17 protein-coding genes are annotated in these 19235 nt (G+C 65.6%); 11 read left to right on the forward strand and 6 right to left on the reverse strand.

What is annotated here, in order from left to right:
• From AOT87_RS17970 to AOT87_RS17980, 3 genes are all read left to right on the forward strand, one after another.
• Nucleotides 1–1249 (forward strand): PPE domain-containing protein (locus tag AOT87_RS17970; protein ID WP_057968304.1); only part of this gene is annotated, 1249 nt, incomplete at its 5' end.
• Between the two features lie 63 nt (nt 1250–1312).
• On the forward strand, nt 1313–1606 hold the full coding sequence (locus tag AOT87_RS17975; protein ID WP_030098163.1) for a type VII secretion protein EsxS: 294 nt from the start codon (nt 1313–1315) through the stop codon (nt 1604–1606).
• A gap of 24 nt (nt 1607–1630) precedes the next feature.
• Nucleotides 1631–1921, forward strand: coding sequence for a WXG100 family type VII secretion target (locus tag AOT87_RS17980; RefSeq protein ID WP_030095673.1), 291 nt, complete (start codon nt 1631–1633; stop codon nt 1919–1921).
• 78 nt (nt 1922–1999) lie between these two features.
• On the opposite strand, the gene hrpA is transcribed toward AOT87_RS17980, so the two are convergent.
• Nucleotides 2000–5884 carry an ATP-dependent RNA helicase HrpA gene (gene hrpA, locus AOT87_RS17985; RefSeq protein WP_057969311.1) on the reverse strand — a complete coding sequence of 1295 codons (3885 nt, stop codon included), beginning with the start codon at nt 5882–5884 and terminating at the stop codon, nt 2000–2002.
• 136 nt (nt 5885–6020) lie between these two features.
• Between hrpA and AOT87_RS17990 the strand changes: the two genes are divergently transcribed.
• On the forward strand, nt 6021–7691 hold the full coding sequence (locus tag AOT87_RS17990) for an NAD-binding protein (protein ID WP_057969529.1): 1671 nt from the start codon (nt 6021–6023) through the stop codon (nt 7689–7691).
• On the opposite strand, the gene AOT87_RS17995 is transcribed toward AOT87_RS17990, so the two are convergent.
• Together AOT87_RS17995 and AOT87_RS18000 are read right to left on the reverse strand one after the other, a co-directional pair.
• A complete protein-coding gene (locus tag AOT87_RS17995) occupies nt 7688–8917 on the reverse strand; it encodes a MinD/ParA family protein (RefSeq protein WP_057967362.1) in 1230 nt (409 codons plus the stop codon). The genes AOT87_RS17990 and AOT87_RS17995 overlap by 4 nt on opposite strands.
• Before the next feature lie 178 nt (nt 8918–9095).
• Nucleotides 9096–9410 carry a hypothetical protein gene (locus tag AOT87_RS18000; RefSeq protein ID WP_030096222.1) on the reverse strand — a complete coding sequence of 105 codons (315 nt, stop codon included), beginning with the start codon at nt 9408–9410 and terminating at the stop codon, nt 9096–9098.
• 195 nt (nt 9411–9605) lie between these two features.
• On the opposite strand from AOT87_RS18000, the gene AOT87_RS18005 reads away from it, so the two are divergent.
• Genes AOT87_RS18005 through AOT87_RS18015 form a run of 3 tightly spaced genes read left to right on the forward strand, consistent with a single transcriptional unit; the run spans nt 9606 to nt 12874 of the window.
• A complete protein-coding gene (locus tag AOT87_RS18005) occupies nt 9606–10232 on the forward strand; it encodes a response regulator transcription factor (RefSeq protein WP_057967378.1) in 627 nt (208 codons plus the stop codon).
• 44 nt (nt 10233–10276) lie between these two features.
• Nucleotides 10277–11419, forward strand: coding sequence for a sensor histidine kinase (locus AOT87_RS18010; protein WP_057967377.1), 1143 nt, complete (start codon nt 10277–10279; stop codon nt 11417–11419).
• Between the two features lie 51 nt (nt 11420–11470).
• Nucleotides 11471–12874, forward strand: a complete 1404-nt coding sequence (locus tag AOT87_RS18015; protein WP_057967361.1) for a mycothione reductase — start codon at nt 11471–11473, stop codon at nt 12872–12874.
• 6 nt (nt 12875–12880) lie between these two features.
• Here AOT87_RS18015 and AOT87_RS18020 read toward each other — a convergent pair whose 3' ends face one another.
• The 3 genes from AOT87_RS18020 to AOT87_RS18030 all read right to left on the reverse strand — a co-directional run bounded on the left by AOT87_RS18020 (nt 12881) and on the right by AOT87_RS18030 (nt 15837).
• The gene (locus AOT87_RS18020) at nt 12881–13267 is read right to left on the reverse strand and encodes a hemophore-related protein (protein ID WP_057967360.1); all 387 of its coding nucleotides are present in this window, start codon (nt 13265–13267) and stop codon (nt 12881–12883) included.
• Between the two features lie 78 nt (nt 13268–13345).
• Nucleotides 13346–14596 (reverse strand): lipase LipE, encoded by a 1251-nt coding sequence (gene lipE / locus AOT87_RS18025; RefSeq protein ID WP_057967359.1) that lies wholly within the window; start codon nt 14594–14596, stop codon nt 13346–13348.
• A gap of 95 nt (nt 14597–14691) precedes the next feature.
• A complete protein-coding gene (locus AOT87_RS18030; protein ID WP_030096216.1) occupies nt 14692–15837 on the reverse strand; it encodes an acyl-CoA dehydrogenase family protein in 1146 nt (381 codons plus the stop codon).
• A gap of 59 nt (nt 15838–15896) precedes the next feature.
• On the opposite strand from AOT87_RS18030, the gene bla reads away from it, so the two are divergent.
• The 4 genes from bla to AOT87_RS18050 all read left to right on the forward strand — a co-directional run bounded on the left by bla (nt 15897) and on the right by AOT87_RS18050 (nt 19234).
• Complete coding sequence (gene bla / locus AOT87_RS18035; RefSeq protein WP_057967376.1) at nt 15897–16814, forward strand: subclass B3 metallo-beta-lactamase; 918 nt, start codon at nt 15897–15899, stop codon at nt 16812–16814.
• A 125-nt stretch (nt 16815–16939) separates the two neighbouring features.
• Complete coding sequence (locus tag AOT87_RS18040) at nt 16940–17578, forward strand: GntR family transcriptional regulator (RefSeq protein ID WP_057967375.1); 639 nt, start codon at nt 16940–16942, stop codon at nt 17576–17578.
• 37 nt (nt 17579–17615) lie between these two features.
• On the forward strand, nt 17616–18818 hold the full coding sequence (locus tag AOT87_RS18045; protein WP_030096213.1) for an MFS transporter: 1203 nt from the start codon (nt 17616–17618) through the stop codon (nt 18816–18818).
• A 26-nt stretch (nt 18819–18844) separates the two neighbouring features.
• Complete coding sequence (locus tag AOT87_RS18050) at nt 18845–19234, forward strand: DUF1304 domain-containing protein (protein WP_030096212.1); 390 nt, start codon at nt 18845–18847, stop codon at nt 19232–19234.
• The last annotated feature ends 1 nt before the right edge of the window (nt 19235 follow it).

Below are 19235 nucleotides of genomic sequence, written 5' to 3' on the forward strand. Positions count from 1 at the left end.
GGTATTGCAGGAGACGGCCGCCGCCGGTTATGCCACGGCTCTGGCCGCGATGCCGACGCTGGCCGAGCTGGCGGCCAACCACATGATTCATGGCGTGCTGCTGGCCACCAATTTCCTTGGTATCAACACCATTCCGATCGCGCTCAATGAGGCCGACTACATCCGGATGTGGGTTCAGGCCGCCACCACGATGGGCGTCTACCAGGGGGTCTCGTCCACAGCGCTGGCTGCTACGGCTCCGACGGAGCCCTCACCGATGATCATGGCTCCGGGTGGGGAAATGTCGCGGATGTCCGCCGACATGACCTCGATGGCGGCGCAACCGCAAGCCCTCGAATCCGGCACCGCGCTGGATAACAGCAATAACATGATCGACCAGCTCATGCGGTTCATGACCAATCCGCTCGGCACGCTCCAGGACATGATCGAAGACTTCATGAAGAACCCGATCGCTGCGTTCTTCGCGTGGTTCCCACTGTTGTTCTTCATCGCGTACGAGGCGTTCTTCATTCCCTTCGGGTTCACCTTCTGGGGCATTGTGCTTTCGGCGCCGGCCTGGCTGCCGATTGTGCTCGGACTCGCTCTTTCAGCCCTGGTTCCGCCCGCCGGTATCGAAGAGCCCGGGCATGAGGACGAGCCCGGCCGCGAGCCTGCACGGATCGAGCGCCGCAACCTCCAACAGGATCTACAGCTCGCGCAGGTGCCGTCAGGGCAGTCGATGCCGGGCGGCTCATCCTCCGCCCCAACGACTTCCAGTGCACCCACGTCCACATCACCGGCTCCGGCGGCCGCCACTCCCGCATACATGGTGTACGCGGTGCAGGAGGATCCGCCGGCGGCGCGGTTTGGGCCGACATTGAATGAAGGTGCAGGTGCCAAGGCGCCGGCAGCGGGGATCTCCGCAGCGGCCGCCGCGGCCGCGGCGGCGCGTTCACGTGCCCGCCGCAAGCGCGCGGCGCGGATCAAAGATCCGGCCCCGCAGTTCATGGACATGAATTCCACCGTGGACCCGGACTTTTCGGAACAGACAACACGGCAGCCTGCTGGCGTGGGGGCTTCTTCTCGCGGCACGGGCCAGCTCGGCTTTTCCGGGACCGTGTCCAGGAGTACCTCGAGCACCAGCGCGGCCGGTCTGATCGAACGCGAGACCGCCTCGGAGAGCATGGACGGCACGCGCACCATGCCCATGATCCCCACCACGTGGGGAGCCGAACCTGACGGACCCGCCGAAGGGGGGTCCAGCAGCTGACCGGCCGCCCCACTTCACTGACCATTTGAATCACATGCAACACAACATAATTCAGGAGGAACAATGAGTTTGCTTGATGCGCACATTCCGGCCCTGGTGGCTGCGGAGGGCACCTTTGGTGCCAAGACTGCTTTGATGCGTTCGACGATCTCGCAGGCGGAGTCGGCGGCGTTGTCGGCGCAGGCGTTCCATGTCGGTGAGTCTTCGGTGGCTTTCCAGGCTGCGCACGCCCGGTTCGTGGAGGTCGCCGCGAAGGTCAACGCGCTGCTCGATATCGCGCAGATCAACCTTGGTGATGCCGCCGCGACCTATGTGGCCGAGGATGCCGCCGCCGCCAGCCGTTACGTCGGTGTCTAAAACGGGACTTTTGAGGAGATAGAAATGTCGCAGATTACTTTCAACTACCCCGCCATGCTGGCCCACGCCGGCGAGATGAACACCTATTCCGGTGTGCTGACCGCTCTGGGTGCTGACCTGGCCGCTCAGCAGGCTTCCCTGCAGGCGGCCTGGCACGGTGATACCTCGATGAGCCAGGCCGCCTGGCAGGCTCAGTGGAACACCGCGATGGAAGAACTCATCCGCGCTTACCGCGCCATGGGCACCACCCACGAAACCAACACCCTGTCCATGAACGCCCGCGACATGGCAGAAGGAGCCAAATGGGGCGCATAAACGCCGGCTAGCGATTCGCATAAGGGCCAGAAACTCTCAAGAGTTTCTGGCCCTTATGCTTTGCCGATCCGACGAAACCTACCGAGCTGCGTTGATGGCCTTGATGATTCGTTGCTCACTGACCGCACGCGCGGTGCCGAGCTGCTGGGCCCACAGGCTCACCCGCAATTCCTCGATGAACCACGCGATATCCCTGATATCGGGATCATCGGAGCGCCCGGCGGGTAGATCACGCAGCAGATCGTCGTAGACGTCCTCGACTGCATGCACGCGTTGCATGCGTTCGCGGTCCGCCTCCACCCCCTGGGGCAGACGTTCCAGTCGCTTACCGATCGCGGTGACGTAACGCGCAAGATCGGCCAGCTTCGCGGCGCCGGTGGCCGCGACGAATCCCGCCTCCAGGAGTCTGGCGAGCTGATCGCGCATGTCGGCGATCGCATCGGCCTGCACCGCAGGCACTGTGGTGGGCAGCGCCACGTGTACCTCACTCCAGGCCGTCACAACCTTCTGGGCACGGCGCACGGTATCGAGCGTGGTGGCTGCCAGACTCTGTGCCGTACGATCGCGGAGCGCCGTGAACTCTGCCCGGGTCCATACCGGTGCGGGGGCAAGCAGATCGACGGCTGCGTCGGCACAGTCGTCGAGCAACGCGGCCAAGGAACCATCTGGGTTGGACGAGAGTACGAGCCGGGATCGCGGGTCCAGGCCGCGTTCAACGGCTTTCATCGGCGACGGAATCGACAGCCGCAGCAGGCGACGGGTGCCCGCCGCCATGGAGGCCCGTTGCTCGGCAGCGGTGGCGAAGACGTGAATGTCCACCGCGTTGCCCGTATCCACCAGCGCCGGATATCCGCGTACGGTGTGGGCGCCGCTGACTTGTTCCACGGTGCAGGGCAATTCGGGTAAGTCCTCCGGCCAGCCGCGTAGATCCCTGCGCTCCCAATCCCCCGCGACCGCCGCCGCCACGGCCTGGCGGGTGGAGCCCGCGAGCTGTTGCTGCAGCGCATCGAGGTCCTTGTCACGTGCCACCTCGGTGCCGTCGGCGGACTCGACCACGAAGGTCACCCGCAGGTGCGGGGGCACTTTGTCCAGGTCGAACGCGTCGGTGGGTACACGGATGCCGGTGAGCCGGTGCAGCTCCCGCCCCAACGCGTACACCAGCGGTTCGGATCCGGGCGCAATGTTCTCGAGCACCGCCCGGGCGGTGTCGGGCGCGGGAACAAAGTTGCGGCGCAGATCCTTCGGTAGCGAACGGATCAGCGCGGTGATCAGTTCTTCACGCAGAGCCGGCACATGCCAAGCGAATTCGTCGCCGCCCAGGCGAGCAAGAACCTCGACCGGAATATGCACGGATACGCCGTCATCAGCCGCACCGGGTTCGAATCGATAACTGACAGGCAACGCCACATCACCGGACCTCCAGGTGTTGGGCATATCGTCGATCGCGTGTTCGGAACGCAGCAGATCGTCACGTGTGAACGTCAGTAGAGCGGGCGTCTTGTGCCGCTGTTTGCGCCACCAGGCATCAAAATGCCTGGCGGACACGGCATCCTCCGGTATGCGTGCCGCGTACAGGGTGAAGATCTCGTCATCACCCACCAGCAGATCGCGCCGGCGCGCCTTGTCCTCGAGCTCGGACAGCTCGCGCAGCAGTCGCGCGTTGTCCCGCAGGAAGTGGTGCTTGCTCTGCCAGTCGCCCTCTACCAGCGCGTGCCGGATGAACATCTCGCGAGCCAGCTCCGGATCCACCTGCGCGTAGCCCACCCGGCGGCGCGGCACCAGTGGCAGCCCGTAGAGAGTCACCCGCTCGAAGGCCATCACAGATCCGCGCTCGGCGTCCCAGTGCGGCTCGCTGTAGGTACGCTGCACCAGATCCCCGGCGATCCGCTCTACCGATTGTGGTTCGACGCGGGCCGCGATCCGGCCGAACAGCCGACTGGTCTCGACCAGATCGGCAACGACCACCCACCGGGGAGGCTTCTTGGTCAATACCGAGCCAGGGGCGAGTACGAATTTGGTGTTGCGTGCACCGGAATAGTCGCGGGAGTCGCCTTCGCGCAGACCGATATGGGACAGCAGGCCCGCGATCAGGGCCGCGTGGACCAATTGCGGATCGGCGGGCTCACCCGACTCGCGGATGCCGAGGTCACGCGCGATGCTGCGTAGCTGCCCCACCAAGTCCTGCCATTCCCGGATGCGCAGGTAATGCAGGAACTCCTCGCGGCACATGCGCCGGAAGGCGCTGCCCGAGAGTTGGCTTCGTTGATCTTGGATGTATCGCCAGAGATTGAGATAGGCACTGAAGTCGGAATGGTCGTTGGCGAAGCGCGCGTGCTTTTGCCGAGCCGCCTCTTCGCGGTCGGCCGGTCGTTCCCGTGGATCGGGAATCGACAGTGCGGCCGCGAGTACCAGGATTTCCCCGACGCAGCCCTCGGCATCGGCCTGCAAGATCATCCGGCCGATGCGTGGGTCGAGGGGCAGCCGTGCCAGCCGTCGCCCCAGCTCGGTGATGGCGCCGCCGGTATCGAACGCACCCAATTCCTGCAGCAGCTGCACACCATCGCGGATGCTGCGTTTGTCGGGTGGATCCAGAAACGGGAAGTTCTCGATATCGCCGAGCTGCAGCGCCGCCATCTGCAGGATGACGGCGGCAAGGTTGGTGCGCAGGATCTCCGGATCGGTGTAGCGGGGCCGGGCCTCGAAGTCTTGTTCGGAGTACAGCCGGATGCAGATACCGGGTGCCGTGCGTCCGGAACGGCCGGAGCGCTGGGCGGCCGACGCCTGGGAGATGGGTTCGATGGGCAGGCGCTGCACCTTGGTGCGCCGGCTGTAGCGGGAGATGCGTGCGGTGCCGGGGTCGATGACGTAGCGGATGCCCGGAACGGTCAGGGAGGTTTCGGCGACGTTGGTCGCTAGCACCACGCGCCGGCCGGTGTGGGGCGCAAAGACCTTATGCTGCTCTGCTGTTGGTAGACGTGCGTACAACGGAAGAATTTCGGTGTTGCGGAAGCTGCCACGCAGCGTCTCGGCGCAATCGCGGATCTCGCGCTCACCCGACAGAAATACCAATACGTCTCCGGGTGGTTCGGCTTCCAGCTCGCGGACGGCGTCGGCGATTGCCTCGGTCTGGTCGCGGATCTCGGTACGGACGATTTCATGGTCGGGGTCGTCCGGATCATCTGACGAATCACTGGAAATAGGGACTTCCAGCGGCCGGTAGCGGATCTCGACCGGGTACGTCCGCCCGGACACCTCGACGATGGGTGCGCCCCCGAAGTGCTCCGCAAAGCGTTGCGGCTCAATGGTGGCCGAGGTGACGATGATCTTCAGGTCGGGCCGCTGTGGCAGCAGCTCGCGCAGATAGCCCAGGAGGAAGTCGATGTTGAGGCTACGTTCGTGCGCCTCGTCGAGGATGAGGGTGTCGTAGCGCAGTAGCCGTCGATCGCGCTGGATCTCCGCGAGCAGAATGCCGTCAGTCATCAGCTTGACCAGGGTGCGGTCGCTGGCTTGGTCGGTGAATCTGACGGTGTAGCCCACGGTTTCGCCAAGGGGCGTGCCCAGTTCCTCGGCGATACGTTCGGCGACGGTGCGTGCCGCGAGTCGGCGTGGCTGGGTGTGGCCGATGGTGCCACGGATGCCACGGCCCAGCTCCAGACAGATCTTGGGAAGCTGTGTGGTTTTCCCCGAGCCGGTGGCGCCGGCGACGACGACCACCTGATGCGCGGAAATTGCGCGGGCGAGTTCGTCCCGATGCGCGCTGACGGGTAGGTCCGGGTACGTGATCGTCGGGACGGCAGCGGTCCGGGTGGCCACCAGTGCCTCGGCGGTGGAGATCTGTTCGAGGAGTTTCTCGGCGTCGGCCGGGTTGCGCAGGTTTTTGAGGCGGCGGCCGAGCCGGGACGCGTCGCGAAGGGTCACGCCGTCGAGGCGCGCGCGGATCTCGGCGCGGGACAGGTCGGACACTCACGCAATCATAAACGCGCTGCCCGCGCTGCCACCGACTCGGCGTCAAACTGTGGAAATGCACTGTTGACCAGGGTGAAACGTGTTTGCCCGAGCATGTCACGCGGGGAAGAGCGCGGTGAGAAGGGGAAGCTCAGTGCAGGGACACACGATCGTGTACGGCAAGGACGCGCTGGCGGTGCGTATTGCCGAGGAGTTATGGAGCGCAGGGGTCGTCGTCTCAGCGTTGCCCGGCGCAGAAGGCCTGACCGCAGCGGGTGTCGTCGATGCCACTGCCATTGTGTGCGCGAGCTCCGACGACGAGAAGAACCTCGAGATTGCCTTACTGGCAAGGCAACTCAACCCCACGATGAGGGTCATTGCCCGTCTGGCCAATGATGTGCTGCGCGCGGCCGTCGCCGCGGACAACGGGCCGGGTGCGGTGCTCAGCGTCGCGGATCTGACGGCGAGCTCGGTGGTGGAGGCATGTCTGCGGCGCACCACCCACGTCATTCCCGCGGCCGGTGTCGATTTCATTGTTTCGGGAGCGACCGTGCCGCGGGAGGGGACCCTACGAGGGATTTACGGAGACTTGGCCCCGGTGGCGGTCGTCCATGGAGAAGGCTCGCCCACCCCGGGAGAGGTGGTCGCGTGCCCGGGGCGGGATCTTGCGGTTCGCGAGGGTGATTGGGCGGCAATGATCGGTACGGAAGAGGAGCTGGCGGCCCAGGGGATTGTCGCTGTGTCGGGGCGGACGAAGATGCGGCGGCGGCGTTCCCCCTTATCGCGATTGCTGGACGGCGTTCGCGCCTTTCGCGACGATGTGAATCCGATCTTCTTCCGGGCGTTGGGCGTTGCCTTAGGGCTACTGGTCGGAGCGACCGTTCTGCTGCGGTACACCTACCAGCGGCCCGGAATGAGTTACGTTGATGCGCTGTACTTTTCTACTGAGACGATCGCCACCGTCGGATACGGGGACTTCAGCTTCGTCGATCAGCCGACGTGGCTGCGATTGTTCAGTATCTTCCTGATGTTCGCCGGAATCGCCACTACCGCGGTGGTGATGGCCTTTGTGGTGGATCTGCTGCTGTCACGGCGCATCGCGCAGAATTCGGGTCGCCGGAAGGTGCGCGAACTCTCGGATCACGTCATCGTCGTCGGTGTGGGCTCCTTTGGCGTCCGGGTGGCAACAGATCTAAAAGCGGCCGGTTGCGACGTCGTCATCATCGAGCGCTCGGAGAGCAACCGATACCTGGCGACGGTCACCGACCTGGGGATCCCGGTGATATTCGGCGACGCGACCCTGCCGCAGACGTGGGATGCGGCGCGACTCGACGAGGCAGCGGCGGTCGCGGTGCTCACCCAAGACGACGTCACCAATATCGAAACCGGAATTGTGGTGCGAAACCGGTTGGGGGCCAGATGGTCCGACGTGCCGCTGGTGGTTCGGGTCTTTGACCGCACGCTCGGAACGGCTGTGGCGCAGCGATTCGGATTCGAGAATCTGCGTTCCACTGTCGAACTCGCGGCGCCCTGGTTCATCGGCGCTGCGATGGGACTGCAGGTGCTGGGCACCTTCTCGGTGGGGCAGCAATCCTTCACCGTGGGCGGGGTGCTGGTCGAAGAAGGTAGTGAACTGGCCGGAATGCGGATGGCCGACTTGTCCACGAAGACGCGGGTCATCGCGATATCCCGGCCGGGCCTACCGATCCGGCTGCATCCCCGTCGGGATACCCGCCTTTCGGCTGGAGATACTGCCTACGTAGTCGGCCCGTACCGGGAGCTGCTTGAGACGCTTCGCGGGGGTCGGACGGTCTGTGGCGACTAGACGCTCCAGGCGCTCGCCAGGCCGGCCGAGACCGAGGCCGCCGCGGTGACCAGGCCATGCCAGGTCTCGGGCTGCAGCTGATGGATGTCCAGCGGGCCCGCCGTGGCGATATGCGGGTCATAGGGCACGGCGACGATGTGGTTCGGCGAGATCCAGCGATGGAACCGGGCGACCATCGCCGCGACCAAACGCTCGGAGTTCCTGCGATCCTCGCGACTGTCGTAGCCGCGGACGTGGTTGATCACCACCACCATGCGGGGGATCAGATACTCGTAACCCTCGGAAATGAGCCACTCGATCGCGCGGACAGCGCCCTCGGCGCCGACCGGCGTGGCGGCCGCAACCAGCACCACGCCGTTGGCGCACCGCAGCACGCCGGGCATCACCGGATGCCAGAAGTCCACGCCGGTATCGGTGAGCAGCAGGCTGTAGAGCCGCTGCAGCCGATTGTGGGCCTGGGTGTAGATCTCGGAATTGAGTTCTCCGCGCGGACGCACCGAATGTGCGTTGGCGGCAAGCACATCCAGGCCGGTCACCGGATTCTGGCCGACGAAGAAGCGCAGATCGAAGTTGCGCTCGGGTTCGTCTTGGGCCAGCACATCGGCGAAGGTGGACGAGGCCGATGGATCAATCCACGATGCCAGGTTGGCCGACTGGCCCGGATCGGCGTCGGTGGCCAGCACCATGTCCTTGCGGCGCAGCTCTGAAAGCACCGAACCGAGGGCCGCGGTGATCATCGTCTTGCCGACGCCGCCGTTTCCGCCCAGCACCGCCAGGGAGTGGATACCCCGCCAAGGGGTGCGCACCACGGCGGTCAGCTCACGAAGCTCGGCCTCTTCACGGGATTCGCCCGGGTTGATGACGCCAAAACTCCCGCGGTACACCCACTTACGCCAACCAATGGACGCGGGCCGACGCGGCGAGGGCAGAATTTCTGAACGAAGCTGCGCTCCCAAGGCATCGCCGATGGCCGGAGGGAGGTCGACATGCGGATCGTGGGGCGGCACGGCATCGACGATGGACAGCGGGCCACGAGGGGGCAGTTGCAGTGGGCGGGGTTCCGCTTCGGGCTGGCGCTGCTGCAGCGAGACGGCTTCGGCGCGCTGCCGTTTGGCGTGTGCGCCCAGCTTGATGGGGATGATGGGTCCGGTCCGGTCGAGGATCTCGTCCTCGGAGCCGTCCGCCGGGGAATCGTTGGGCGCACTCACGGCAATCTCCTCCTCCACCAGAAGCCGTTTGGCCCCAGCGCTCCGACAGTTTCGATCTGCATCGCGGGCAGCGTGAGACCCGTCGCATACGCAGTCTCTTATGGTCGTTGCGCGGTTGGCGAGGGCCGTTACCCACCCGTGTCTGAATCGGCATCAAATGGAACGAGGTTGGTATGTAGTCGGTACCGGAGCTAAATCAGCAGGTCACATCCACATACATGGTCTTGGTGGTCGTGGTGTTGGTGAAGACGCCCGGACGCTTGTTGCTCGGCAGGCCGTAATCGGACCGCACGGTGGTCTGACCGGGACGCACGCTGCTGGCGGTGCACTGGTTGAGGGCCTTGGATCCGGTCTTGCTGACGATCACGCTGTAGCCCTGTGCCTGAAGCTCGCTGACGGTCTGTTGGGCGTTGGAGCCGTCGGTCTGAGCGGATGCGGTGCCGAGGGCGAAGCCGAGTGGCGCCAGCGCGAGGGCGGCGGCTGCGGTTCCGGCGATGATGTACTTCTTCATGATTTCTCCTGTGCCAGTGGGCCTTTGAGTTGGATCACCGGGTTGCTTGGTGATACTTCAACGATGCGGCGCGGAGGCCGGAATGTATGTCGGGCGACCGGCTGATACACCGGAGGATCTTGATGTCCCCCAATTGGGGGACACACGTGGATTTGGCGTGCCAAGCTTGCGTTTGTGCAGGTGAGCGGCGAACTTGTGCGGGTGGTTGTCGGCGATGACCACCCGCTTTTTCGCGAGGGTGTGGTGCGGGCGCTGACCGGAAGCGGCCAGATATCCGTGGTGGCGGAGGCTCAGGATGGCGCCGGTGCGCTCGCGTTGATCAGAGAGCACCAGCCCGACGTCGCGCTGCTCGATTACCGGATGCCGGAGCTCGACGGGACGCAGGTGGCGGCGGCCGTGCGCCGCGACGAGCTGCGCACCCGGGTACTGCTGCTCTCGGCGCATGACGACGCGGCGATCGTCTATCACGCGCTGGCGGAGGGTGCCGCGGGCTTCCTGTCGAAGGAATCCACGCGCGCGGAACTGGTCAGTGCGGTGCTCGACTGCGCGCGGGGCCGGGACGTGGTGGCGGCCAGCCTCACGGCGGGACTGGCCGGTGAGATCCGCAAGCGCGCACAACCGGCAGGCCCGTCGTTGAGCACGCGTGAACGTGAGGTGCTCCGGATGATCGCCGACGGCCTCACCGTGCCGGCCATGGCCAAGCAACTGTTCCTGGCTCCGTCCACTGTGAAAACGCACGTGCAGCGGCTGTACGAAAAACTCGGCGTCGGTGACCGGGCGGCGGCGGTAGCCGAGGCCATGCGGCGTGGATTGCTCGAGTAGCCGTGGCGCTGGAGCGGGTGGCCGGGTACTTCACCGCTGAACCCATGCGGGTTTCGGCCTGGCTACGTCTGCCCCTGATCGTGCTGATTGTGCTGCTGGGGTCTAACCCGAACATCGAAATGTGGCATGTCGGTGTGTATTACGGGGTACTGGCCGTGTACACGGTGTCCGCGATTGTGTGGGTGCTGATCGCGGTGCGCGGACATGTCCCGATGTGGGTGGCCCCTGCCGCCACCGCCGTGGACATCGCCGCCGTGGTGGCGCTGTGTGTGGCCTCCGGTTACGGCACGTCGGAATTACTCCCGGTGTTCTTCCTGCTTCCCGTTTCGGTGGCCTTCCAAGAGCGTCCGGCTGTGACGGCTGTCCTCGGAACCATCACCGCTGCAGGGTATTTGGGTGTTCTGGTGTTCTACACCAGGAGTGGCAATATCGACGGTATTCCCGGCGACGAGTACCTCACCGTTGTGACACTGCTGTGGCTGGCCGCTGCGACCGCCGGAATGTGCTTCGTGCTCAAACGCCGCTCCGAACACGTCGAGCAGCTCTTGCGCACGCGCGAGCAGCTGGTGCTGGAAGCGATGCGCGCCGAGGAACGGCACAACCGCGAAGTCGCCGAGCGCTTGCATGACGGCCCGCTGCAGAATCTGCTGGCGGCACGCCTGGAAATCGAGGAAGTTCTTGAACGACAACCTGATCCGGTGTTGGTGGCGGTGCATGCGTCGTTGCGCGACACGGCAGCGGAATTGCGCGGCGCGGTGTCGGCCCTGCATCCGCAGGTGCTCGCCGAGCTGGGATTGACGGCGGCGGTTCGTGAGCTCGGCCGACAGTACGCGGCGCGGGGCACCGTCGAGGTCAGCACTGAGCTGCAGGAAGTGGGCAGTCCCCCGGCCCAGCCGCTGGTGTATCGCGCGGTCAAAGAGCTATTGACCAATGCGGTGAAGCATGGACGTGCCAAGAACATTCACGTCGAGCTGGCTCGAGATGACGATCTCCTCACGCTGGTGGTCGCCGATGACGGCAAGGGCTTCGATCCGCGTGATCTGTCCGCGTCGGTCGCCGACGGGCACATCGGGCTGGCCTCGCTGACGGTTCCCATCAACGCCGCGGGCGGCGATGTCGCGATCACGTCGGCGCCGGGCGCCGGTACCCGGGTGTGCGTCACGGTGCCGGCCGATATGGCAGCGTAAGGGGCGAACGCTCGGCACCGAGAGAGCGCGCCCTCAACGGATGGAGAACAGGTGTACGACCTCGTCATCATCGGTTCCGGCAGCGGAAACTCGTTGCCCGATGACCGCTTCGCGGACCAGAAGATCGCGATCGTCGATCGCGGTGTGTACGCGGGCGCCTACGGTGGCACCTGCCTGAATGTCGGTTGCATACCCACCAAGATGTTCGTCTACCCCGCAGACCTGGCCGACGAGGCCCGTGACGGCTCGCGGCTCGGTGTGGACAGCTCGGTGCGGGGAACTCGCTGGGCCGAGATCCGTGAACGCGTCTTCGGCAGGATCGACCCGATCGCGGCGGGTGGGTTGCGCTACCGCGTCGAGGACTGCCCCAACATCACGGTCTTTCAGCAAGAAGCGCGATTCATGGCGCCGGGCACCGATACCGACGGCGACCCGATCCATCGACTCCAGCTGGCGGACGGCACGATCCTGGAGGCCCGGCAGCTGGTCATCGCCGCGGGTTCACGTCCGGTCATCCCGCCGGTGATCACCGACAGCGGCGTGGCCTTTCACACCAACGACGACATCATGCGTCTACCGGAGTTACCCGAGCGGGTGGTGATCGTGGGCAGTGGCTTCATCGCCGCCGAGTTCGCGCACGTTTTCAGTGGCTTGGGCTCGGCGGTCACGGTGATCGCGCGCGGCCCGCGGCTGTTGCGCGCGCAGGATGAGACGATCGCGCAGCGTTTCACCGATGTGGTGTCGGCGCGGTGGGATGTGCGGCTGAACACAGAAGTGGTGGCCGCTCGCGAGATCGATGGTGACGGTGTCGAACTGGACCTCACCGACGGATCAACGGTGACCGGCGATGTGCTGCTGGTCGCCACCGGACGCACCCCCAACGGTGATCAGCTGAACGTGTCCGCGGCGGGACTGGCGCTCGACGAGCAGGGCCGGGTGCCGGTCGACCAGTACCAGCGCACACCGGTGCGCGGCATCTACGCCCTCGGCGATGTGAGTTCGCATTATCTGCTCAAGCACGTGGCCAATCACGAAGCGCGGGTGGTACAGGCGAATCTGCTGTCCGGCTGGGATTCCCCGACTACCGCCAGCGATCACCGGTTTGTCCCCGGCGCGGTGTTCAGCCGTCCGCAGGTGGCATCGGTGGGGTTGTCAGAGGACCAGGCGCGGCAACGCGGGATCGACGTGGCGGTCAAGGTGCAGACATATGGCGACATCGCGTACGGATGGGCGATGGAGGACACCGAGGGGCTGTGCAAGCTGGTCGCCGACCGGTCGACAGGGCTGCTGGTTGGCGCGCACATCGTCGGCTACCAGGCGTCGGCGTTGATCCAATCACTGATCACTGCGATGAGCTTCTCGATACCGGTGCGCGAGATGGCGCGAGGTCAGTACTGGATACACCCGGCCCTGCCCGAGCTGATCGAGAACGCGTTGCTCGGCCTGGAGCTTTAGCCGAGCTCAGCCGGCCATGAACTCGTCGTACGCGGAGGCCAGGCCCGGCGGCAGCACGGTGACATTGCATTCGCGCTGGGCAGCACCGATCGGGGCCAGGATGCCGCGCAGCTCGTGGTACTCGGCGGGGTTGGCGGTGAAGTACGCGCGGATGTTCGCGGCGGCCTGGGCGCGCGGCTGGTCGGGCGCGGCGTCGAGCACCGCCCGTGCACCGGGGTGATTGTCGAGGTATCCGCGGGCGGCGATCGTTGTGGAGCCGACGGTGTCGGAGAGCCTCTCGCGGCTACAGTCCGGCGCGGCCGACGCCGTGGGCAATAGGGCCGTCGCGGTGATGAACCCGAGCACACCGGCGGTGCTGGTGGCACGGCGAATGCGGGTGTGGGAGAGCGTCATGTCGATGTTTCCTTCGCTGGGGCAGTTCTTGCTTCCCCGATCCACGCGAGGTGTACCCCGTAAACGCGTGCTGAAACATCAGGAGACGAGCGGTACCTCCGCGGCGATGAGGTCCAGCAGGGCCGGGTAGCGCTTGGCTTCCTTGTGGTTACCCGGCTTGCCGCTGCTGACCACACCGACGGATAGCGCACGGGCGGGGTCCGCCCACACGGCGATGTCCACCAGCCCGGTATGCCCGAACGCCGCAGGCGAGTTGCGCCCGAATGGTCCGAACCGCTTGGAGCCCAGCATGTATCCGGTCCCCCAGCGCATCGGCATGCCGCCGGTTGCCATGTCCGGCCGCAGGCGCCGGGCCGGTGCCGCCGCGGCCCGGATGGTCTCGGGGGACATGATCCGTACCCCATCGAGTTCGCCACCCCGGCAGAGGATCTCGGCAAATCGGGACAGTTCGTTCGCGGTGGAGACGGTGTTGGACGACGGCACCACGCCGGTGAGGAAGAAGGGCTGGTTCGACATCGGGATGATCTCGTGCATCGTCCCGCCGACCACCGCCCGGAAGGCCGCGCGCATGGGCGCGGGCAGTGGCTTACCGGTGGGATGGCTCGGCGCCACCAACGGCACATCCTCCGGGGCCACACCGTAGTTGGTCCACCGGAACCCAAGGGGATCAAGGATTTCGGTGGCAAGGATGTCGCGGATGCTCTTACCGGTCGCACCGAGCACGATCTCGCGCACCAACGGCCCCCAGGTTAGTGCGTGATACATGTGCACCAGGCCGGGACGGTAAAGCGGGCGCAGCTGGCCGAGCTGTTCGCGGGTGTACTCACTGTCATCCATCCGGGTGACATCCGGCCGGGGTCCGGTGGGCACCGGGATGCCCGCGCTGTGCGTCAGCACGTGGCGGATGGTGATGCGATCCTTGCCGCGGCTGGTGAAGGTGGGCAGGTACTCGCAGACACGGGCGTCGAGCGAGAGCGCTCCGCGTTCGATGAGTAGATGCATCACCGTCGTCGAGACGGCCTTGGCGGCCGAGTACACGCAAAACGGTGTGTCGGTGGTGACGGGGATCTTCTCGGCGTCGGCGGGATCGGTGGGCGCGTTACCCCATCCGTGCCCGATGGCACGGTTGAGGATCACTTTTCCCTTGTGCCGCAAACACACCTGGATCGCCGGGTGCATGCCCGCCTGATACCAGTGCCGGGCCGCCTGCCAAATGCGCTCAACGGCGGCGGGATCGATCTCGGAGTGGTCCTCGGCCTGATCGCCGCTGCCGATGTTCGTCACCGAGTCCAGGTCGGCTGGAACCCGTATGCGTCCGTCGTCAGTCATGATGCCCTTTCACCGAGTGGGAATCTCACGAGGAAATTCCGGCCAAACGCCTCGCCAGATTCCCATTCGACGGTAGCGGCCCGGGCGGGGTCGGATCAGAAGCCCAGGTCGCGACCGATGAGCTCCTTCATGATCTCGTTGGAACCGGCCCAGATCTTGGTGACGCGCGCGTCCATCCAGGCCCGTGCGACGCGGTATTCCTTCATGTAGCCGTAGCCACCGTGCAGCTGCACGCAGGCGTCGATGACCTCGTTCTGCACCTGAGAGGACCACCACTTGGCCTTCGCGGCATCGATCGCCGAGAGCTCGCCCTTGCTGTGCGCGAGCACACCCTGATCGACATACACCTGCGCCGCTTCGAGTTTGGTGACGAGCTCGGCGATGAGGAACTTGTTGTACTGCAGGCTGCCGATCTGCTGACCGAACGCCTTGCGCTCCTTGGCGTACTCGATCGTCTCCTCCAGCACGGCGGCCGCGTGGGCGATGTTGGCGACCGCACAGCCCATCCGCTCCTGGGGCAGGCGCTGCATCATGGAGATGAATCCCTGGTTGACCTCGCCGATCACGTTCTCGGCGGGCACCCGCACATCGGTGAAGAACAGTTCGGCGGTATCGGCCTCGGGCTGGCCCACCTTGTCCAGCTTGCGGCCGCGCTCGAAGCCGGGCATGCCCTCTTCGACGGCGAACAAGGTGATGCCCTTGGCCTTGAGCTCGGGTGCGGTGCGCGCGGCGACGACGACGAGATCGGCACGCGCGCCGTTGGTGATGAACGTCTTGGAGCCGTTGATGACCCAGTCGTCACCGTCCTTGACCGCGGTGGTCTTGAGGGCTGCCAGATCGGAGCCACCCGACGGTTCGGTCATGCCGATGGCGGTGATCATCTCGCCGCTACAGAACTTCGGCAGCCAGCGCTGCTTCTGCTCATCGGTGGTCAGCTCGACCAGGTAGGGGGCGACGATGTCGAAGTGGATGGACATCGAGGAGGCCAGTGCGGCGCTGGAGCGCGACAGCTCCTCCTGCAGAACCGCGTTGTAGCGGTAGTCGCCGGCACTGCTGCCGCCGAACTCCTCGGGCACGTCGAGCCCCAGGTAGCCCTGCTTGCCGGCCTCTAGCCACAGCTCGCGGTCGATGTAGCGCTGCTCGATGAAGTTCTCGGCGCGCGGCTCGACGTGGCGCTGCACGAATGTCTTCACGGACTCCCGGAACGCGTCGTGGTCCTCGGTGTAGATAGTGCGTTGCATGGTGTTATCGAAGCACGCGTCTAAATCCGCGTGCTCGGGTGTTCGGTGAGGTGGTAGGCATGGAGATCGTGAAACTGCTCGCCGCCGCCGCTCTCGCCGCCCTTGTCGCGGGCTGTACCGCCTCGCCGCAGGGGCCCGAACAGCACGAACATGGGAACTCGCTGACCGCGCCGGTGGCGGGAGACCCGATCTGGACGCAGCCGCGTGCGCCCATCCGTGTGCACGGTGACACCTACTACGTCGGGACCGAGGGCATCAGTTCGGTACTGATTCGGACCGACGAGGGCCTCATTCTTCTGGACGTGGGCATGCCGCAGTCGGCGCCCCAGGTGGAGGACAACATCCGCACGCTTGGTTTCGCCGTCGAGGACCTGAAGTACGTGTTGTCCTCGCATACTCACGTCGACCATGCCGGCGGTATCGCCGCGGTGGTTCATGACAGTGGTGCCACCGCGGTATCGAGCCCTATCGGTGCACAGTCGCTGCGCGCCGGGCACGTGTCCGCCGATGATCCGCAGGCCTCCGATACCGCGAATGCAGCCTTCCCTGCCGTTGAACGAGTGCGGGAGATAGCCGATGGGGAGGTGCTGAAGCTCGGAAATGTCGCGGTGACAGCGCATTTCACGCCGGGTCACACACCCGGCGGTGTCAGCTGGACCTGGAAATCGTGCGAGGGAGGCCGGTGCCTGGACATGGTCTACGCCGATAGCCTCAATGCTGTCGCCACCGGTAACTACCGTTTTGCGCCCGGTCACGTCTCGAGGTTCCGGCAGAGCATTCAGACGGTGCGCGCGCTGCCCTGCGACATCTTGTTCTCCGTGCACCCCGAACAAGCCGACGACATCACGAAGCTGAACAGGCTCGCGGCGCAACGTGACCCGAATCCGATGATTGACCCGACGGCGTGCACGGCGCTTGCCAACACGTTCGACGCAAAGCTGGACAAGCGGATCGCCGACGAGCAGGCGGCCCGCTAGCGAGGCGGTGCGTCTGCGGTGACGGTGGCATCGATCACCGGCTCAACGTGACGCTGAACACCCCGTGAAGTGTGTTTTTCGGTTTGCTATAGCTATCGCCATCATCTTAGATACAAGTTGTGTCTATTATTCGAACAGTTGCCATCTCCGCAAGTGAAGAGGCATATCGCTCGGTAAAGGAGCGCATCCTCAGCGGCGATATCCCCGGCGGTGAGCTGCTGAGCGAAGGAGAGATCTCGGCGCGGATGGGGTGTAGCCGCACTCCCGTGCGGGAAGCCTTCCTGAGGCTTGAAACCGAAGGCTGGCTGCGGCTCTATCCCAAGCGCGGGGCGCTGGTCGTGCCTATCACCCCGGAGGAACGCCGACACGTCGTCGACGCGCGTCGCGTCGTGGAGAGTGCTGCCGCGGCGCGCATTGCCGAACGAGGCGCATCTCCGGCACTGCTGTCAGACCTGTCAGCACTCATCGAGGTGCAATTGGGGCGTGCCGCGCAGGGCGATGCCGCAGGTTTTGCCGCCGCAGACGTGGACTTCCACCGCGCGATCGTGGCCAAGCTCGGAAACCCACTGCTGGAGAACTTCTACGACAGCCTGCGCGAGCGTCAGCGCCGAATGGCGGCGGCCGCCATCGGGGTAGACCCGGTGCGGGTCGCACGCTCGGTTGCCGGGCACCGCGCGCTGGTGGACGCGCTCGCGGCGGGCGACGCGGCACGCTTCAGCGTCGAGCTGGTGGAGCACATGAAAGTGGTGACCGAGCGTGACTAGCCGACTGCTGGCGCCATGGCAGCGGGTGGCCCTCGCGATGTTCGGAATTGCCTGGGGCGGTAATGAGTTCACCCCGCTGCTGGTGATGTATCGGCAGGCCGGGCAATCTGCCGCATCCGTTGACACACTGTTGTTCGCCTACGTGCTGGGCATCATCCCGGCGCTCTTCCTGGGCGGACCACTTTCGGACCGTTACGGCCGACGTGCGGTGATGCTGCCGGCCCCGTTCATCTCGATGGCGGGGTCCCTGGTGCTGGCCCTGGGGGCACAGCATTTCGCGCTGCTCTTCACGGGGCGGGTGTTCTCCGGTATCGCGCTGGGCCTGGCCATGGCCGCAGGAAGCTCATGGGTCAAGGAACTGTCGGCTCCCCCGTTTGACCGGATCGGCGCCGGTGCGCGGCGCGGAGCCATGAGCCTGACCGCGGGATTCGCGCTCGGCGCGGCCGTGGCCGGAGCGTTGGCGCAGTGGGGCCCCTGGCCACAGCACCTGGCGTTCCTGGTCAACATCGCGATCACAATTCCCGGTGCGGTACTGGCACTTTCGGTTCCGGAATCTGCGGCCGAGCGCGCGCCGGGCCGGCTGGTGGACGATCTGAAGATCCCTGCCGCGCGCCGTCGCCGCTTCCTGTTCGTTGTGATGCCTTTGGCGCCCTGGGTGTTCGGCTCGGCGGCGGTGGCGTACGCGGTGCTGCCCACGCTCATCGCCCCGACACTCCCGGGCGAGCGCATCGCGTTCTCCGCGTTGTGCTGTCTGGTCTGCCTGGGCTGCGGTTTCACCGCACAGCTGCTTGCGCCCAGGATCGATCGGCCGGGTACCGCGCGGCTCGGCATCATCGGGCTGGCGCTGGTCGCCGCGGGGATGGCGCTGGCCGCCGTTGCCGCGCACCGGCTCACGATCCCATGGGTCCTGATCGCCGCGCTGGTGCTGGGTGCGGGGTATGGGACGGCACTGGTCAGCGGGCTCCAGGAGGTGAACCGGATCGCCGGGCCCACGGACCTGGCCGGACTCACCGCCGTCTTCTACGGGCTGACCTACCTGGGCTTCGGGGTGCCGATGATGCTGACGATGCTCAGCGACACGCTGCCGGTGCTGACACACCCCGTGCTGCTCTGCGGTGGCGCGATACTGGCGGCGCTCTGCATGGTGGTGCTGGCGATGAACTCGCGCACCGATATCCGCGAAGAGGCCCCCCTAGAGGCGGCGGAATCCGGGATGACGCCCGAGCCGGCTCTGCGTTAGCGGCGAGACGGATAGGCTCTCGCAGCATGATCATCGCAGGGCTGGTACTGACCGGAATCGCCGCGCTCATCCACGTCTACATCTTTTATCTGGAATCGATCACGTGGACCAGTGAGAAGACGCGCAAGATTTTCGGTGTTCGCACGCTCGAAGAGGCCGAGGTGACGAAACCTCTGGCCTTCAACCAGGGTTTCTACAACCTGTTCCTCGCGATCGCCATCGCGGTCGGCACGGTGCTGTGGGCACGGGGCTGCACGTCGGTCGGTGCGACGCTGGTGTTCACCGGTGCAGGGTCGATGGTCGCGGCCGGGCTGGTGCTGTTGATCTCGTCGCCGGATAAGGCGTCGGCCGCGCTCAAGCAGCTGGTGCCGCCACTTCTCGGGGTTATCGCGCTGGCCGTGGGGCTGGCGCTCTGAT

The organism is Mycobacteroides sp. H003 (assembly GCF_001440135.1).
Classification (GTDB): Bacteria; Actinomycetota; Actinomycetes; order Mycobacteriales; family Mycobacteriaceae; genus Mycobacterium; species Mycobacterium gwanakae.

Bases quoted from the DNA above. Each gene is read 5' to 3' on its own strand.
- AOT87_RS17975 (WP_030098163.1), top strand. From the start codon at position 1,313: ATGAGTTTGCTTGATGCGCACATTCCGGCCCTGGTGGCTGCGGAGGGC.
- AOT87_RS17980 (WP_030095673.1), top strand. From the start codon at position 1,631: ATGTCGCAGATTACTTTCAACTACCCCGCCATGCTGGCCCACGCCGGC.
- AOT87_RS18000 (WP_030096222.1), bottom strand. From the start codon at position 9,410: ATGAAGAAGTACATCATCGCCGGAACCGCAGCCGCCGCCCTCGCGCTG.
- AOT87_RS18010 (WP_057967377.1), top strand. From the start codon at position 10,277: ATGCGGGTTTCGGCCTGGCTACGTCTGCCCCTGATCGTGCTGATTGTG.
- AOT87_RS18020 (WP_057967360.1), bottom strand. From the start codon at position 13,267: ATGACGCTCTCCCACACCCGCATTCGCCGTGCCACCAGCACCGCCGGT.
- lipE (WP_057967359.1), bottom strand. From the start codon at position 14,596: ATGACTGACGACGGACGCATACGGGTTCCAGCCGACCTGGACTCGGTG.
- AOT87_RS18030 (WP_030096216.1), bottom strand. From the start codon at position 15,837: ATGCAACGCACTATCTACACCGAGGACCACGACGCGTTCCGGGAGTCC.
- bla (WP_057967376.1), top strand. From the start codon at position 15,897: ATGGAGATCGTGAAACTGCTCGCCGCCGCCGCTCTCGCCGCCCTTGTC.
- AOT87_RS18045 (WP_030096213.1), top strand. From the start codon at position 17,616: ATGTTCGGAATTGCCTGGGGCGGTAATGAGTTCACCCCGCTGCTGGTG.
- AOT87_RS18050 (WP_030096212.1), top strand. From the start codon at position 18,845: ATGATCATCGCAGGGCTGGTACTGACCGGAATCGCCGCGCTCATCCAC.